Below are 16,275 nucleotides of genomic sequence, written 5' to 3'. Positions count from 1 at the left end.
ATGAAAAACCTATTTCTCGCGCTCCTGTTGTCGTGCACCCTCCCGGCCTTTTGCCGGGCCGATGATATCTTCTATCCGGCTGACGACAAGCGCATTCAGTACGTGGGCCGCATCGACTTTTCGGATGCCAAGAAACCCCGGTTCTGGCCGCCGGGCGTGTACGTCACGCTGCGTTTTCGGGGGCCGTCCTGCGAGGTGAGTATCAACGATGAGGTGCTGTACGGCAAGAACCACAACTACCTCGAAGTCGTGGTGGATGGCAAGCCGCGCCGGCTGCAACTGAAGGACAAAACCAACGTGCTGCCCCTTACCGGCCTGGCCGATGCCGAGCACACGCTGGTTATTTGCAAGAACACAGAATCGAACATCGGCTACCTGGAATTTGTGGGCGTCAAGTGCCGGCAGCTGCTGGCACCGGCCCCGCTGCCCCGTCGCAAAATCGAGTTCATCGGCAACTCCATTACCTGCGGCACGGGCAGCGACCAGTCGGAAATCCCCTGCGGCAAAGGCGTGTGGCACGACCAGCACAACGCCTACCTGGCCTACGGCCCCACGGTGGCCCGCGCCCTGAATGCGCAGTGGTCCCTCACCGCCGTGTCCGGCATTGGCTTGATGCACAGCTGCTGTAATATGGACGTGGTAATGCCGCAGGTATTCGACAAGGTGAGTTTGCGGGAAAATAAGATTGCCTGGAATTTCCAGCAGTACCAGCCCGACGTGGTGACCGTGTGCCTGGGCCAAAACGACGGCATTCAGGATTCGGTCGCTTTCTGCCGCAACTACGGGCAGTTCCTGAAAACCTTGCGGGGGCATTACCCCAAGGCCGAAATAGTGTGCCTGACCAGCCCCATGGGCGACGCCAAGCTCACGGCCGCGCTGAAAAATTACCTCACCAGCATCGTGCGGACCGCCACGGCGCAGGGCGATAAAAAAGTGCACAGCTTCTTCTTCGCCAACCGCTATACTGCCGGCTGCGACAGCCACCCCAGCCTGGCCGAACACCAGCTCATTGCCAAGGAGCTGGCGGCTTATGTGCAGTCCATTACCCGCTGGTAAACAGGGCGCTTGCCCTACCTTTTACCCCCGAAAACATCCGTTATGGAACCCCAGACCTGCTATAGGAGCACAGAAAATATGAGTGATTTTACTACGGTTGCCGCATTGCCCGAGCTAGAGGAAGCTGCGTCTCCGGCTCCGGCCAAAGACACGGCAAACAACTTCAACAAAGCCCAAAACCTGTGGGGCCTGGACATGGGCGGCACCAAGATTGAAGGCGTGATTTTGAAGTCGGCCCAGGAGCCGGAGGTGCTGTTCCGCGACCGGGTGCCCACCGAAGCCAGCCAGGGCTACGACCACATGCTGGCGCAGGTAGCCCGGCTGGTGGAGCGCATGGAGCGCGCGGCCGGCTACCGCGCCGAAAAGATTGGCATGGGCACGCCCGGCACCACCATTCCGCAGTCGGGGCTGATGAAGAACTGCAACACCACTGCCCTGAATGGCCGGCCGCTGCGAGCCGATTTGGAGCGCCTGCTGCGCCAAAAAGTGACCCTGGCCAACGATGCCAACTGCTTTGCCCTTGCCGAAGCGCGCCTGGGCATTGTGAAGCAGCAATTCCCAAATGCCAAGGTCGTGTTCGGCATCATTCTGGGCACCGGCGTAGGCGGCGGGCTCGTGGTGAACGGGCAGGTGCTGGAAGGCTTTCACGGCATTGCCGGCGAGTGGGGCCACAACCACCTCAGCGAAGCCAACGGCGAGCCCTGCTTCTGCGGCAAAACCGGTTGCATCGAAAGCATTCTGGCCGGCCCCTCCCTGGAGCGCTATTACGCCAAGCAAAGCGGCCAGGCGCGCCCGCTCAAGGAAATTATGGCGCGAGCCACGGCCGGCACCGACCCCGCCGCCGCCCAAACCCTGGACCGGCTCACGCACTACTTCGCCCTGGCCATCAGCGCGGTGGTGAACGTGCTCGACCCCGATGTAATTGTGATTGGCGGCGGCGTGGGCAACATCCCAGAGCTGTATACCACCGGCGTGGCCAACATCAGCCAGCACATCATCGACCACCACTTTGCCGCGCCGGTGGTGCAGCCCTTGCTGGGCGACAGCGCCGGAGTGTTTGGGGCCGCTTACTTGGCGGTCTGAGCTGGGAATAGTAAAGTTTAAACGGCCTGCGTCTCAACCGTAGCAGCCGGCCCGGCCCACGTGGCCAGGGCAAGGGGAGCACGAGCTAAATGGTTTTAGGTGTTCTACCTTTGACCATAATAAGCAGTCAGTGCCCCCGAGATGAGCGAAAAGGTTAAAAAGCGCACGTTGATAAACGACATTGCCAGCCACCTGGAGGTGTCCATTGCCACCGTGTCGTTGGTGTTGAACGGCAAAGCCAAGCAGAGCCGCATCAGCGACGCGGTGGCGCAGCGGGTGCTGGCCTATGTGGAGGAAGTGGGCTACAAGCCCAATCAGCTGGCCAAAAGCCTGCGCACCGGCAAAACCCACGTGATAGGGCTGGTGGTGGAAGACATCTCCAACCCCTTTTTCGCTACCGTGGCCTGGATGATTGAGAAGCAGGCTTTTGAGCGCGGCTATCGCATCATTTATTGCAGCACCGACAACAACACCGAAAAGACCCGGGAGCTGATTTCCATGTTCCAGGAGCAGCACGTCGACGGCTACATCATCGTGCCGGCCGAGAGCATTGAGAAGCAGATAACGGGCATTCTGCGGGCGCACACGCCCTTGGTGCTTTTCGACCGCTACCTGCCCGACCTGCCCACCAACTACATCGTGGTCGATGGCAAGCGGGGCACCTACGAAGCCACGCAGCACCTGCTGGCCCAGGGCTTTTCCAAAATTGCTTTCGTCACCACCGACTCGCTGCAAATCCAGATGGAGGAGCGCCTGCAGGGCTACGCCATGGCCCTGGCCGAGCACCAGCTGCCCCAAACCGTGAAGCGGGTGGCCGTGACCAAAGACACGAACGCCATCATCGCCGACATTCAGCGCTTCATTCAGGCCAACGCGCAGTGCGATGCCATCATTTTCTCGACCAACTACCTGAGCATTTACGGCCTGGAGGCCATTTCCCACCTGGCGTTGCGCATCCCCGACGACCTGGCCGTTATTTCCTACGACGACCACGACCTGTTTCGGCTGTACACGCCGGCCATTACCGTGATTGCGCAGCCCGTGGAGAGCATCGCCAAGAATGTAATTGACATCTTGCTCGAAGAGCTCAAGCACCACTCCGACAAGGCCCCGCTGCCCATGCAGCACGTCGTGCTCTCGCCCACGCTCATCGTGCGCAAATCGTCTTTGCGTAGCGCCGCCACGGCCGCTACAGGCCCGAAAAAAGCAGTTGCCAGCAAGAAGTAAAAATCGGCGTAGAAGCGAGTTGCACTCGTCTTCCCAATCCTCTGTTTGCTGATGCTCGCGCAGGCTTATTTAGAGCTTGGCTTGCGACTTAACAACCGGTGACAGCCGCTTTTGCCCGCGCCCGGGCTTGGGCACGGTGTAGAGGCGGGGCCGGTCGTTTTCGAACGTGGTGAGCGAGTCCTGGTAGAAGCGCAGGAAGCCAAGCACGCTGGCGTGGCCGGGGTAGGGGGCGTAAAAGTGGCCTTCGTGGGCGTTGCGCCACACCATGAGGTAGGAAATCTGGCGGGCTTTGGGGCTGGCTTTGATTTGCTCCAGCAAGTTTTCAGGGAAGTAGTTGGGGTTGGGTATTTTTTCCAGGCCGGTTTCGGTGAGGGCCGCTATTTTGTTGCGGCGTTGCGCTTCATCAACCAGCATTTCCAGCGTGGCCACGCCTTTGTTGGGCGTGGCTACGTTGTTAAAATCCCCGTAATTGTCGTGGCCCAGCACGTCTACGAAGTCGTTGCCGGGGTAGCGCTCGAAGTACTCGGCCGCGTTGGGCACCCGGTCGGGCGAGTAGGCGTAGAGCAGGTTGTGCACCTTCTTTTCGTCGCGCAGGTAGCGCACCGTGAATTGCCAGAGCTGCACAAATTCGGCCTGCGTGCAATGGCGCTTGCCCCACCAAAACCAGGAGCCCGTATGCTCGTGCAGGGGCCGGAACACCACGGGCACCAGGGTGCCGTCGGCCGCCTTCAGGTGGCGGAAATAGTCGGCAATGATGTCGAGGCTGCGCGTGTAGGCCGCGTGCTGGGCGCCGCCCGGCAAAATGGCGGCCACCACGGCCGTGGTGTCGTAAAAATTGCGCCCCGTCACGAAGTTGCCCATGTGCCAGCAAAACGTGTTCATACCGCCGCGCTCGTAGGCGTCAATCACCAATTGGCGGTTGCGGGCCAGCGCGGCGTTGCCCTTGAGCTTGCCTTCCATGCCGGCGCGCACCAAATCGGCCACGTCCCAGCCGTACACGGCGGGGTGGGAGCCGCACACGCTTTTCACGTCGCTGCGGCCGGGCTCGTTTTTCCAGCCAACGCCATATTGCGTCGCGTCCTGCTGGCCGAAAAGCAGGCCGTTGGTGGCGGGGCGCTGGAGGTTATAGAAAAGGGCTTTGGTCTGGTAAGTAGCCTTGGCGTCGACGATGGGGGCGGGGTAGGGGAAACGCTTCCCCATGCGGACGCTGCTGCAACCCGCCAGCCACGTGGTGGCCAACAGGAGCAGCAGCGCCCCATTTTTGATGTTCATAGCAGGCAGGGTGGGTATCGTAGGTCTAGTGTTGGACTTGAACCCGCTTGGTGACCGCGGGAAAGGCCGCGCCCTGCACCGTGAGCAAGTACAGGCCGCTGCTCAGCTCCCCGATGGGCAGCTGAAACGTGTTGGCGCCGGCTTGCAGCTGCGCCGTTTGCTGCCGCACCTGCTGGCCCAGGGCATTGGTCAGGGTGAGGGTAACGGCTTGCCCTTTGGGCAGCGTTAGGTTGGCATTGAGGCTGTAGCCGGTGGCCGGGTTGGGGTACAAGGCCAGCGCGTCGGGGGCCAGGGGCGTGCGGGTGGCCGTGACGGTGGTGCCGGCCCAGTCCGGCAATTCGTCGAGCGTAATCACGTCCTGGTCGTTGTATACGCGCTGGAGCAGCGCCGGGGCCTGGCCACGGATGTAGTTGGCGCCTTCCCACACGCTAAACCAGGACCACCACGTGGCGAAAGCGCGAATTTTGACGGGGTCTGGCAGGTTGCCGCTCTCGGTGAGGGCCACCAGCTTGCGGCCCCCAAACTGCGTCTGCAGGCCGGCCCAGTCGCCGCTCATGTTGGCGGAAGGCGGCAGGTAGAGGTCCACGCCCGCAATGTCCACGTAAGCATCGCCGGGGTACCAGGCGTTGCTGGGGTTTTGCACGCCCGAATACACCCAAATCAGGTTGTGCAGCTGGTGGTGGGTGGTGAGACGGTTGTAAAGCAACTGCCACAGCTGCCGGTACACCGCCGGCCCTTTGGCGCCCCACCAGAACCAAGCACCTTGCGCCTCGTGCAGGGGCCGCCACAGCACTGGCACGCCGGCCGTCTGGAACTTGCGCAGCTGCACCGCCACGCTGTCGATGTCGCGGAGCAGCAACTGGTAGCGAGCCCCGGTGGGGTCGGCCAGCACGGCTTGCACGTCGAAGGTGCTGGCGTCGGTGTAGAAACCGCGCCACCACGGGTTGGTGGCGCTGTTGATGAGGTCGGTGGGGGCGTTCCAGTGCCACATCAGGCTCACGATGCCCCGGCCGTTGCCGTGGCGGGCCCAGGCGAGGTACTGCTCGGTGTGGTTCCGGGGGTTAGAGCCGTTGGCGCGGCGGGAGGGGGAGTATTCAATGAGGTCGAAGCAGGCCAGCGCGGCCTCTTTGCCGGTACGCCGCTGCACGTAGCGCAATTCCGCCAGCGTGTCTTGCGGCGACGCATGCTGGCCGGCCAGTACCTTGGTGCCGTACACCCCGCGCAAATACGTGAGCAGTCCCCGCGTGGCTGGCGTGGCTTGCGCATCCACAAGCGGCGTGGCAACTGCTGCGGGCAGCGGGGCCGTAGTGGGTGTGATTTGCAGGTAATCAACCCCAAAATAGCCCCAGCCCCGGCCCACCACCACGGTGTTTAGGCCCTGGGTGAGCAGAAAAGTGCCGGCGCTGGCCGTGGCGAAGGCGTTGCCGGTCAAGGCAAAGCGTCCCACGCTCTGCTCGCCGTTCACGCTCAAGGCGAAGTCTTTCTCGCCGAAGGGCGAGGTGTACCCGAGGTCAATCTTGTAGAGGCCCGCGGTGGTCACATCAAACGTAAGGCTCACGTTATCAGCCGCGGCATCAAACCCCGTCACGTACCCGGTTCCGGAAAAGCCCGTGGGAGTAGCCGACACCTGCACGCCCGATAAGTCGCCCAATTCCGCCTCGGCCCGGCCGTTGACGAGCGGCACGGTGGCCAAATTGCGCGCCGCCGACACCGGCGTCAGGCTAACGTAGTCAATGCCGAAATAGCCCCAGCCCCGCTTCAAGGTAATGGTGTTGGTGCCGGCCTTCAACTGAAACCGGCCCACCCGGCTGTTGCCAAAGCCTGCCACGGGGCCGGCCAGCGAATAGCCGCTCTGCCGGCCATTCACTGCCAGCTGATACTCTTTGTCGCCGTAGGGCGACGTGTAGCGAATGGCCAGGTCGTACCAGCCGGCCGCCGCCGCGAAGCTGAACGTCAGGGAGTCGGTGGCGCCTTCAAAGTTGCCGGCGTAGCCCGCGCCCGAGTAGCCCGGCGTGTCGCGCAGGACCCGCGCGCCGTGCAAGGTGGCTTTTTCGGCTTCCAGCTTGATTGGGGAGGCGGCCCGCAGCGCACCCGGCAGCAACGCCAGGAGGCAAAGCAAAAAAAACGCAGCGCGACCACGCGGCGGTGCAGGGGTAGAATAGGCTTGTTTCATTGGGAAAGGGTTTAGGAAGCGTGAAAATTTGGGTAGAGGCAGCGCGAAAACGGTTGTTGGGGCAGCTCCGCAATCGGTTTCAGGTCAGAAAAGTAATCAAGCTAAATCGATTTAGCAAGTTTGCTTGTATATTGCGTCAGCTATTCGCGATAGCGCGTGCCGATTCCCTTGAGTGGTGGGAACAATCTTTGGGTATCGGCACACGAAAAAGGGCCGTCCTGCTATGAGCAGGACGGCCCTTTTTATTTTTATTAGTTTTTGATTAATAATTGCAAGCAGGGGGATAAGAGTCGCTAGCTAAGCTGGCATGTCTACTTAGTAGGGTGAGTGAGCATCTAGCAAATAGGCCTAGTGGATTCTGCAGCACCATTCACACTTACTGTCCAGACATCCATAGGAAAGGCACGGAAAAGCAGCTGCAGCCTATGTGCTTTTGCCGAACAGCATAGTATTCAGACAGCCATCAAGCGCATTTACTTACTGATGCTGGGTGGGCCACCGGCCTTTTTTGAAGCTGGCAAAAGGGCCGCTTTGAGAAGTACGGCAGCCCGGGCTTTGCCTGTTAATCTAAGGCCCTGGTGGAAGACTCCCGCACAACCAGTTGCGTGGTGAGGACCGTTTGGCGGGGCGGCAGGGGCACCTTGGCCGCTGCTTGCGCCAGAAAAAGCAGGGCGGCCTCCCGGCCCATCTCAAAGGTTGGGTGCATCACCGAAGTCAGAGTCGGTTCCACCACGGTGGCGTGGAACTCGTCGGTAAACCCGACCAGGCCCACGTCTTCCGGAATGCGGAGGCGCTGGCGCTTGATTTCCTTCATGGCAGCGAAGGCCGTGGTGTCGTTTACGCCAAAAATGGCGTCGGGGCGGGAGGGGAGGGCCAGCAGGCGTTGGGTGGCGGCGGTGGCGCTGGCAATGCTCAGGTCGCAGTGGGTGAGCAATTCACGGTCGAAGGGCAGGTTGCAGTCGGCGAGGCCTTGCTGGTAGCCTTCGATGCGTTCGCGGGTGATGTTGAGCTGGGGCGGGCCGGCAATGTGGGCTATGCGGCGGTAGCCACGCTCGAAGAAGTGGCGCGTGATGCGCCGGGCCGCTTCCCGGTTGTCGACCACCACGGTGGCCACTTCATCGGCCCGGCACACCCGGTCGAAAAACACCAGCGGCAGCTCCTCCGCAACGAGCGCGTCGAAGTGGGAGTACTCGGTGGTTTCCTGGGCCAGGCACATGATAATGCCTTCCACGTGCAGTTTCAGGAGGTTTTCTATGCATTCCTTCTCCTTCTCGTAGCTCTCGTAGCTCGAACGAATCACGATGTAGTAGCCGTTTTCGTTGGCTACTTGCTCGATGCCGCTGATGATGGAGGAAAAGAAATGCGTTACCAAATCGGGCACGATGACGCCGATGGTATGCGTCCGATTCTTCAGCAGGCCCATGGCCAGGGGGTTGGGCGTGTAATTCAGCTCGCGGGCCAGCGCCTGCACTTTTTGGGTGACTTCCGGGCCGATATCCGGGTGGTTTTTGAGCGCGCGCGAAACCGTGGAAATCGACACATTCAAGGCCTGGGCTAAGGTTTTCAGCGAAACGTGTCTTTTGCTCATGCGCGGGCTGGAAATCAGAGTTCAAACTTAGGCGGCATGGGCCATTGTTGCTGGTTCGGGGGGCTTGGAACGACAGCTCTAAGGTTGAAGCAACTGCTCCACCCTCGGCGATTTATTCTCGCGCGCGGGGTGGTTGAGTTAGCTGAAAAGCCTTCTAAAACGGTCATGCTCATCTGGCGTCCGCGCAGTCGATGCATCTGGCTCGGGGCAGTAATCCAGTCGCAAGAGAAGAATTATAACCAATCCGTTTTTCTCCGCAAAGGTTAGCGCAAAGGTTTGCGGAGAAAAGTATAATTTATTGATTGTGAGTTGATTTCAGGCTGCTAGTTTTGTTTCCGACGGCTTTGCTTTCAAGGCTGTCAATCTCCTTTGGCTACGCAATGAATCATCCCGACAGTTCCGTGCCGCTACGCTATAAACGCTATTGCAAAACGCTGCGCTTAAAGAATGACGCCCAGCTCATCAGCGACTACAAAAAAGTGCACGCGGCGGGGGCCGCCTGGCCCGAAATCACCCAGGGCATGCGCGAGGTGGGCATTGTGGACATGGAGATATACCTGCTCGGCGAGCAGCTCTTCATGATAATGGATACCGTGCCCGAATTCGACCACGACCAGGCCATGCAAACCTTGGCCACCAAGCCCCGGCAGGCCGAATGGGAAGCCTACGTGGCCGCCTTTCAACACACCTCCCCCGATGCCACTGCCGATGAAAAATGGCAGCTGATGGAGCGCATCTACAAACTGGGAGAATAGCATTTGCTAGCTGCTCCTCCTTATTTCCGCCTAAAAATCCCACCCAATTCAATGCAAAAAAATACGTGTCGCCTGCTGGCCACCTCCCTACTCGCCGGCCTGGCCACGGCCGCCCAGGCGCAGACCGCCAAACCGGCCCAGCAATTCCAGCCCACTTGGGAATCGCTGAAAAATTACCAGGCCCCGGAGTGGTTTCGCGACGCCAAGTTTGGCATTTTCATTCACTGGGGGCCGTATGCCGTGCCCGCCAGCTACAGCGAGTGGTACCCGCGCGAGATGTACCACCAGGACAGCAAGACCTATAAGTACCACCAGGAGAAATACGGGCCCCAAGCCAAGTTCGGCTACAAGGATTTCATTTCGATGTTCACCGCCGACAAGTTCAACGCCGACCAGTGGCTGGACGTGTTCAAGAAGTCGGGCGCCAAGTACATTGTGCCCGTGGCCGAGCACCACGACGGCTTTGCCATGTACAAGACCAAGCTCACGAAATGGAACGCCGCGGAAATGGGCCCCAAGCGCGACGTGGTGGGCGAGCTGGCGGCCGCCACCCGCAAGCAGGGCCTGGTGTTCGGGGTCTCGTCGCACCGCATCGAGCACTGGTGGTTTTTCGGTTTTGGGCAGCAGGGGGACTCCGACGTGAAGGACCCGCAGTACGCCGACTTCTACGGCCCGGCCAACGCCTACGACCCGTTCAAGAAGGGCGACAAGGCCCCCACCATGTCGGCCGAATTCATGCAGGACTGGCAGGCCCGCACCACCGAGCTGGTGGACAACTACCAGCCCCAGTTGGTGTGGTTCGACTGGTGGATAGAGCAGCCGGAGCTGGAGCCATACAAGCAGAAATTTGCCTCCTATTACTACAACAAAGGCTTGGATTGGAACAAGGGCGTGGTGATTAATTACAAGAACAACGGCTTCCCGGAGGGCACGGCCGTCTACGACATCGAGCGCAGCAGCAGCAAGGCCACCAAGAAATACCCCTGGCAAACCGATACGTCGGTGGGCAAAAAGTCCTGGGGCTACATCGAGGGCGAGGACAACAAGAGCCCGAACGAGCTGATTGACGAGCTGATTGACGTGGTGAGCAAGAACGGCAACCTGCTGCTCAACATCGGCCCCAAGGCCGACGGCACCATCACGCCGGAGCAAACGGCCGTGCTGCTGGGCATGGGCAAATGGCTGGCCGTGAACGGCGAAGGCATCTACGGCACCCGCCCCTGGGCGGTGGCCGGCGAAGGCCCCACCGAAGGCCTGGACGAAAACGTGCGCTTCAACGAGTACGCCCACAAAGGCTACACCGCCCAAGACGTGCGCTTCACCCGCAAAGGCAAAACGGTGTACGCCTTCGGGCTGGACGTGCCCAAAACCGCCACCACCATGAAAGCCCTGGCCGCCGGCAAAAACGGCAAAGTGAGCAACGTGCAACTGCTCGGCAGCCAGGAGAAAGTGCGCTGGGCGCAAGGCCCCACCGGGCTGGTTGTGCAGCCGCTCCGGAGCTACCCCACGGCCCACGCGGTAGGCTATAAAATCACGCTGCAATAGCTTGGCCGTGCACCTCACCCCCGGCCCTACCGGGTACGCCCCCGGTTCGCTTGATGCGCGGAGAGGAGAGCCACGGCGGCGCGATTGTAGCGCGGACTTTTAGTCCGCGCGTGAACTGTGTAGAGGGGAGCCACTCGCGGACTAAAAGTCCGCGCTACAACTCGTCAGGCTCCCCTCTCCCGCGGAGAGGGGTCGTACCCGGTAGGGTTGGGGGTCAGGTTCCCCGTGCCCAGCAGCACATATTGTAGAACTTTCCAAGTCATTCCGATTCACCTCCAATCCCACCTGATGACCACCGCCCGTAAGACCGTCTTTGCCGTTGGCCTGATTACGTCGCTGTTTTTTCTGTGGGGCTTCGCGCTCAACCTCAACCCCATTCTGATACCGCACCTTAAGAAAGCGTGTCAGCTGACGGACGCGCAGTCGGCCCTGATTGATTCGGCTTCCTACATCGCCTATTTTTTGCTGGCGCTGCCGGCCGGGCAGTTCATGAAGCGGTTCGGCTACAAGGCGGGGATATTGGTGGGGCTGGGGCTGGCGGCGGCGGGGGCTTTCCTGTTTTATCCTGCGGCGGAGGCCCGTTCCTACGCCTTTTTTCTCACGGCCATCTTCGTGATTGCCTGCGGACTGGCCTTCCTCGAAACCGCGGCCAACCCCTACATCACGGTGCTCGGCGAGCCGGCGGGCGCCACGCAGCGCATCAACCTGGCGCAGTCGTTCAACGGGCTGGCGGCCACGCTGGCGGCGTTTCTGGGCGGCCGGTTCATCTTGTCGGGTACCAGCCTTACGGCGCAGCAGGAAGCCGCCATGCCGGCCCCGCAACTCGACGCCTACCTCGCCCGGGAGGCCGCCACCGTGCAAGTGCCCTTCCTGCTCATCGGCGGCATGATACTGCTAGTGGCCCTGCTGCTGTTCTTCACCCGCCTGCCCGACATCGTGGAGGAAGAAGGCCTCGACAACGAAGGGCGCCCGCTGCTGCAGGAGAAAAACCTGCTGCTGGGCGTGCTGGCGCAATTTTTCTACGTGGGCGCGCAGGTGTGCGTGAGCAGTTTTTTCATCCGGTTTTCGCAGCAGGTGGCGGGCCTTGGCGAGAAGTCGGCGGCGGTGTACCTGTCCATTGCGCTGTTTGGGTTCATGGCGGGCCGCTTCATCGGCACGTTGCTGATGCGCTACCTTCCGGCCTCGCGGCTGCTGGCCATTTACAGTTTGGTCAACTTTTTCCTGGTGCTGCTGGCGGTGGTGCTGCCCGGCGTGTTGTCGGTGTACGCGCTGATGGGGGTCGAATTCTTCATGTCCATCATGTTTCCCACCATTTTTTCGCTCAGCATTCGGGGGCTGGGAGCCAAAACCAAGGTGGGCTCCTCGCTGGTGATTATGTCCATCGTGGGCGGCGCGGTGTTCCCGCCCCTCATGGGCCGCTTGTCCGACGCCACCACCATTCAGGTGGCCTACCTGGTGCCCGCGCTGTGCTTTTTGGTGGTGTTCTCCTTCGCCCTGCGCAATGCCCGGGTCAAGAAAATCCAGCTGGTGGCCGCGCATTAAGTTGTCAGTCCTCAATATCAAGTACTCAGTAGTAGGAGCGAGACAACTAATTGATATCAAATGAATCATGGATGAGTCGTGCTACTCAATGCTTATGACCTGTTACTCAATTTCTAACCCATGTTCGATTTAACCGGAAAAAAGGCCGTTGTCACGGGCGGCGGCAGCGGCATCGGCCAGGCCATTTGCGTGCTGTTTGCGCGGCAGGGCGCCGAAGTGCACATCGTGGAGCTAAACGCCGAGGCCGGCCAGCAAACCGCGGACGCCATCCGGCAGCAGGGCGGCACGGCGCACGTGCACGCCGCCGACGTTGCCCAGCAGGCGCGGGTGGTAGAGGTTTTTCAGGAAATTGGCCGGGTTGACATTCTGGTCAACAACGCGGGCATTGCGCACGTGGGCAACGTGGAAAACACGCCCGATGCGGACTTTGACCGAATCTTTCAGGTGAACGTGAAGGGCGCCTACAACTGCCTGTTTGCCGCGGTGCCGTTGATGAAAGCCCACGGCGGGGGCGCCATCGTGAACCTGGCTTCCATTGCCGCGCACGTGGGGCTCACCGACCGGTTTGCGTATTCGATGAGCAAGGGGGCCATTTTTGCCATGACGCTCTCCGTGGCCCGCGACTACGTAAGCAGCAACATTCGGTGCAACAGCATCTCGCCGGCCCGCGTGCACACACCCTTCGTCGACGGCTTCATCGCCCGGAATTACGCCGGCCAGGAAGCCCAAAAGTTCGAAGAGCTTTCCCGCAGCCAGCCCATCGGGCGCATGGGCCAGCCCGCGGAAATAGCCGCGCTGGCCCTGTACCTGTGCTCCTCCGAAGCCGGCTTCGTGACCGGTTGCGACTACCCCATCGACGGCGGATTCATCAAGCTTAATTCCTGATGCCTCATGGGTAGAATCGACTCACACCAGCACTTCTGGCGCTTCGACCCCGCGCGCGACGCCTGGATTACGGACGACATGGCCCGCATCCGGCGCGATTTCCTGCCCCTGGACTTGCAGCCGCTGCTGCAGGCGCACGGCTTCGACGGCTGCGTGGTGGTGCAATCCGACCAATCGGAAGCCGAAAACGCGTTTCAGCTGGCCAATGCCGCGGCGCACGATTTCATCAAGGGCGTGGTGGGCTGGGTCGACTTGCGGGCCGATGACGTGGAGGAGCGGCTGGCGCACTACCGGCAGTTTGAAAAGCTCAAAGGCTTCCGGCACGTGCTGCAGGGCGAAACCGACCGGATGTTGATGCTGCGGCCCTATTTCCAACGCGGCATTGCCGCGTTGGGCCCGCACGGCTTCACCTACGACTTGCTCATCCTGCCCGACCAGCTGCTGGCCGCCGCCGAGCTAGCCGCCGCTTTCCCATCCCAACCCTTCGTGCTGGACCACCTGGCCAAACCGCCCATCAAAGCCCAGCTCGTCGAGGCCTGGGCCCGCGACCTACACGCCCTGGCTGCCCAGCCCAATGTGTGCTGCAAAGTGTCGGGCCTGGTAACCGAAGCCGACTGGCAGCACTGGCAGCCCAGCGACTTTGGCCCCTACCTCGACGTGGTGTTCGCGGCCTTCGGGCCCCAACGCCTGATGTTCGGCTCCGACTGGCCGGTGTGCGAAGTGGCCGGCGGCTACGGCCGGGCGCTGGGCATGGTGGAGGCCTACGTGCAGCCCTTTTCGGCCGAAGCGCAGGACCTGTTCTGGGGAGGTAACGCCACCCGCTTTTACGGGCTTTGAGGCCCAGTAAGCGGGTGTAAAACTATTTAATAATCAGCCTAAAACATCCTTAAAAAAGCCCGTCATGCAGAGCGCAGCCGAAGCATCTCGCCCGCGCCTGCTGTCATGCTGAGCGCAGCGAAGCATCTTCTCACTGCCGAACGACTCGTTTAAACGTGAGAAGGTCCTTCGCTGCGCTCAGCATGACAGAAAGTGCAGAATAACAGACGAAGTGAGAGTTGCTTCGACAAGCTCCGCATGACGGGCTTTTTTTTAAGGAAGTTGATTTTCTGGACTGATTCTACAGCAACGCACAAAACCGGTAGCGCTTGGCCCTCCGCTCATCATTGACAGCAACTTATTCCCCAGCAATAGAGCATGGATTTATACTTGGCAAATCAGATTATTGTGGTGACGGGCGGCGCCAAAGGCATCGGCGAGGGTATCTGCCGCGTGCTGGCTCAGGAGGGTGCCGTGCCCGTCATTGTGGGGCGCAGCGCCGAAGACAACCTAGCGGCTGTGGCGGCCATTGAAGCCGCGGGCGGCCGGGCCGGGCAAGTGGTGGCCGAGCTGTCGGACCCGGCCGAGTGCGAGCGGGCCGTGCAGGAAATAGTGGCCCAGTACCAGCGGATAGATGGCCTGGTCAACAACGCCGGCGTGAATGACGGCGTGGGGCTAGAGCAGGGCGACTACCAAAACTTCATGCGCAGCCTGCACCGCAACGTGGTGCACTACTACCTCATGGCGCACCACGCCCTGCCCGAGCTGAAAAAGTCCAGGGGCACCATCGTCAACATCACCTCCAAAACTGCCGAGACGGGCCAGGGCAACACCTCGGCCTACGCCGCGGCCAACGGCGCCCGCAATGCCCTCACCCGCGAGTGGGCCGTGGAGCTGCTCAAGTACGGCATCCGCGTGAACGCCGTCGCCGTGGCCGAATGCTGGACGCCCGCCTACGAAACCTGGATTCAGACCCTGACCAACCCCAACCAAAAGCTGCGCGAAATCACCGCCCGAATCCCGCTGGAAAACCGCATGACCACGGCCGAGGAAATTGCCAACACCACCGCCTTCCTGCTCTCGGCCCGCAGCAGCCACACCACCGGCCAGATTCTGCACGTCGACGGCGGCTACGTGCACCTCGACCGGGCCCTCGCCAACGCGTAGCAAATAGGTGAATGAGCAAATGGCTGAATGAGTGAATGTTGCCTACTTCTCCGCTTATCTATTTTATCCAGCCTATTCAGCCACTCGCTCATTCACCCATTCGCTCATTCGCTCATTCGCTCATTCACCCATTGAATTCATGAATACCCTCGTTTGCACCGCGCCCGGCCACTTTGCCTACGAGCAGCGCCCCGCACCCGCCGCCGAGGCGGGCCGGGCCTTGCTGCGCATTCGGCGCATCGGCATTTGCGGCACCGACTTGCACGCTTTCGAAGGCACCCAGCCGTTCTTCGCTTATCCGCGGGTGCTGGGGCATGAGCTGGCGGGCGAGCTGGCCTCGGAAGTACCGGGGTTTGCCGTGGGGGAGGCCGTCACGTTCATCCCGTATTTCAACTGCGGCAGCTGCATTGCCTGCCGCTCGGGCTTGCCCAACTGCTGCGCCCATATCAACGTGTGCGGCGTGCACTCCGACGGCGGCATGGGCGAGTACCTGTCGGTGCCGGCAGCGGCGCTGGTGCACGGCCAGGGCCTGAGCTTCGACGAGCTGGCGCTGGTGGAGCCGCTGGCCATTGGGGCGCACGGGGTGCGGCGGGCCGGGGTGCGGGCCGGGGAGTTTGTGCTGGTGGTGGGCGCCGGGCCCATTGGCTTGGGCATTATGGAGTTTGCCCGCATTGCCGGCGCCCAAGTCGTTGCCCTTGACCTCAACGAGCAGCGCCTGGCTTTCTGCCGCGACCGGTTGCGGGTGGCCCACACCATCAACGCCCTGGCGGCCGACGTGGCCGAGCAGCTCCGCACCATCACCCACGGCGACATGCCCACGGTGGTCATTGACGCTACCGGCAGCCTGAAGGCCATCAACAACGCCTTCGGCTACCTGGCCCACGGCGGGCGCTACGTGCTGGTGGGCTTGCAAAAAGGCGACCTCAGCTTCTCGCACCCCGAATTTCACAAGCGCGAAGCCACCCTCATGAGCAGCCGCAACGCCACCCGCGAAGACTTCGAGCACGTCATTGCTTCCATGAAAGCCGGCTTGGTGCAGCCCACCACTTACATCACGCACCGCGTGCCGTTTGCGCGGGTGCAGGCTGAATTTGCCAGCTGGCTCGACCCGGCTACCGGCGTCATCAAGGCCCTGGTTGAAGTGGGCTGATTCACTCTGTTTTTCC

At 61.3% G+C, this 16,275-nt stretch carries 13 protein-coding genes; 10 read left to right on the top strand and 3 right to left on the bottom strand.

Annotation, left to right across the window (positions count from 1 at the left end):
* The 3 genes from VF629_RS09150 to VF629_RS09140 all read left to right on the top strand — a co-directional run bounded on the left by VF629_RS09150 (position 1) and on the right by VF629_RS09140 (position 3,366).
* Complete coding sequence (locus VF629_RS09150) at positions 1–1,056, top strand: SGNH/GDSL hydrolase family protein (protein WP_331058168.1); 1,056 nt, start codon at positions 1–3, stop codon at positions 1,054–1,056.
* A 78-nt stretch (positions 1,057–1,134) separates the two neighbouring features.
* Positions 1,135–2,139: an ROK family protein gene (locus VF629_RS09145; RefSeq protein WP_331058167.1), complete on the top strand. Its 1,005-nt coding sequence runs from the start codon at positions 1,135–1,137 to the stop codon at positions 2,137–2,139.
* Between the two features lie 141 nt (positions 2,140–2,280).
* Positions 2,281–3,366, top strand: a complete 1,086-nt coding sequence (locus VF629_RS09140) for a LacI family DNA-binding transcriptional regulator (RefSeq protein WP_331058166.1) — start codon at positions 2,281–2,283, stop codon at positions 3,364–3,366.
* 69 nt (positions 3,367–3,435) lie between these two features.
* Here the strand turns inward: VF629_RS09140 and VF629_RS09135 are convergent, their stop codons facing one another.
* The 3 genes from VF629_RS09135 to VF629_RS09125 all read right to left on the bottom strand — a co-directional run bounded on the left by VF629_RS09135 (position 3,436) and on the right by VF629_RS09125 (position 8,399).
* On the bottom strand, positions 3,436–4,638 hold the full coding sequence (locus tag VF629_RS09135) for a glycoside hydrolase family 26 protein (protein ID WP_331058165.1): 1,203 nt from the start codon (positions 4,636–4,638) through the stop codon (positions 3,436–3,438).
* A gap of 25 nt (positions 4,639–4,663) precedes the next feature.
* On the bottom strand, positions 4,664–6,811 hold the full coding sequence (locus VF629_RS09130; protein ID WP_331058164.1) for a glycosyl hydrolase: 2,148 nt from the start codon (positions 6,809–6,811) through the stop codon (positions 4,664–4,666).
* Between the two features lie 562 nt (positions 6,812–7,373).
* Positions 7,374–8,399 carry a LacI family DNA-binding transcriptional regulator gene (locus tag VF629_RS09125; RefSeq protein WP_331058163.1) on the bottom strand — a complete coding sequence of 342 codons (1,026 nt, stop codon included), beginning with the start codon at positions 8,397–8,399 and terminating at the stop codon, positions 7,374–7,376.
* Between the two features lie 380 nt (positions 8,400–8,779).
* Here VF629_RS09125 and VF629_RS09120 point away from each other — a divergent pair, with 380 nt between their 5' ends.
* The 7 genes from VF629_RS09120 (at position 8,780) to VF629_RS09090 (ending at position 16,259) form a co-directional block, all read left to right on the top strand.
* Positions 8,780–9,154: an L-rhamnose mutarotase gene (locus VF629_RS09120; protein WP_331058162.1), complete on the top strand. Its 375-nt coding sequence runs from the start codon at positions 8,780–8,782 to the stop codon at positions 9,152–9,154.
* Positions 9,155–9,205: 51 nt separating this feature from the next.
* Complete coding sequence (locus VF629_RS09115) at positions 9,206–10,699, top strand: alpha-L-fucosidase (protein WP_331058161.1); 1,494 nt, start codon at positions 9,206–9,208, stop codon at positions 10,697–10,699.
* Positions 10,700–10,987: 288 nt separating this feature from the next.
* A complete protein-coding gene (gene fucP / locus VF629_RS09110; RefSeq protein WP_331058160.1) occupies positions 10,988–12,241 on the top strand; it encodes an L-fucose:H+ symporter permease in 1,254 nt (417 codons plus the stop codon).
* A 120-nt stretch (positions 12,242–12,361) separates the two neighbouring features.
* Entirely contained in the window at positions 12,362–13,126 is a 765-nt protein-coding gene (locus tag VF629_RS09105) for a glucose 1-dehydrogenase (RefSeq protein ID WP_331058159.1), read from the top strand.
* A gap of 6 nt (positions 13,127–13,132) precedes the next feature.
* On the top strand, positions 13,133–13,963 hold the full coding sequence (locus tag VF629_RS09100) for an amidohydrolase family protein (RefSeq protein WP_331058158.1): 831 nt from the start codon (positions 13,133–13,135) through the stop codon (positions 13,961–13,963).
* Positions 13,964–14,320: 357 nt separating this feature from the next.
* Positions 14,321–15,109: an SDR family oxidoreductase gene (locus VF629_RS09095; RefSeq protein WP_331058157.1), complete on the top strand. Its 789-nt coding sequence runs from the start codon at positions 14,321–14,323 to the stop codon at positions 15,107–15,109.
* Between the two features lie 139 nt (positions 15,110–15,248).
* Entirely contained in the window at positions 15,249–16,259 is a 1,011-nt protein-coding gene (locus tag VF629_RS09090; RefSeq protein WP_331058156.1) for a zinc-binding alcohol dehydrogenase family protein, read from the top strand.
* Positions 16,260–16,275 lie beyond the last annotated feature (16 nt).

It is taken from the genome of Hymenobacter sp. (assembly GCF_036388155.1).
Taxonomy (GTDB): Bacteria; Bacteroidota; Bacteroidia; order Cytophagales; family Hymenobacteraceae; genus Hymenobacter.
The sequence above is the reverse complement of the archived record's forward strand: the minus strand, read 5'-3'. Positions and strand labels throughout refer to the sequence as shown.

Excerpts from the sequence above, each read along its gene's own strand:
- VF629_RS09150 (WP_331058168.1), top strand. The coding sequence starts at position 1 with ATGAAAAACCTATTTCTCGCGCTCCTGTTGTCGTGCACCCTCCCGGCC.
- VF629_RS09145 (WP_331058167.1), top strand. The coding sequence starts at position 1,135 with ATGAGTGATTTTACTACGGTTGCCGCATTGCCCGAGCTAGAGGAAGCT.
- VF629_RS09140 (WP_331058166.1), top strand. The coding sequence starts at position 2,281 with ATGAGCGAAAAGGTTAAAAAGCGCACGTTGATAAACGACATTGCCAGC.
- VF629_RS09135 (WP_331058165.1), bottom strand. The coding sequence starts at position 4,638 with ATGAACATCAAAAATGGGGCGCTGCTGCTCCTGTTGGCCACCACGTGG.
- VF629_RS09130 (WP_331058164.1), bottom strand. The coding sequence starts at position 6,811 with ATGAAACAAGCCTATTCTACCCCTGCACCGCCGCGTGGTCGCGCTGCG.
- VF629_RS09125 (WP_331058163.1), bottom strand. The coding sequence starts at position 8,399 with ATGAGCAAAAGACACGTTTCGCTGAAAACCTTAGCCCAGGCCTTGAAT.
- VF629_RS09120 (WP_331058162.1), top strand. The coding sequence starts at position 8,780 with ATGAATCATCCCGACAGTTCCGTGCCGCTACGCTATAAACGCTATTGC.
- VF629_RS09115 (WP_331058161.1), top strand. The coding sequence starts at position 9,206 with ATGCAAAAAAATACGTGTCGCCTGCTGGCCACCTCCCTACTCGCCGGC.
- fucP (WP_331058160.1), top strand. The coding sequence starts at position 10,988 with ATGACCACCGCCCGTAAGACCGTCTTTGCCGTTGGCCTGATTACGTCG.
- VF629_RS09105 (WP_331058159.1), top strand. The coding sequence starts at position 12,362 with ATGTTCGATTTAACCGGAAAAAAGGCCGTTGTCACGGGCGGCGGCAGC.
- VF629_RS09100 (WP_331058158.1), top strand. The coding sequence starts at position 13,133 with ATGGGTAGAATCGACTCACACCAGCACTTCTGGCGCTTCGACCCCGCG.
- VF629_RS09095 (WP_331058157.1), top strand. The coding sequence starts at position 14,321 with ATGGATTTATACTTGGCAAATCAGATTATTGTGGTGACGGGCGGCGCC.
- VF629_RS09090 (WP_331058156.1), top strand. The coding sequence starts at position 15,249 with ATGAATACCCTCGTTTGCACCGCGCCCGGCCACTTTGCCTACGAGCAG.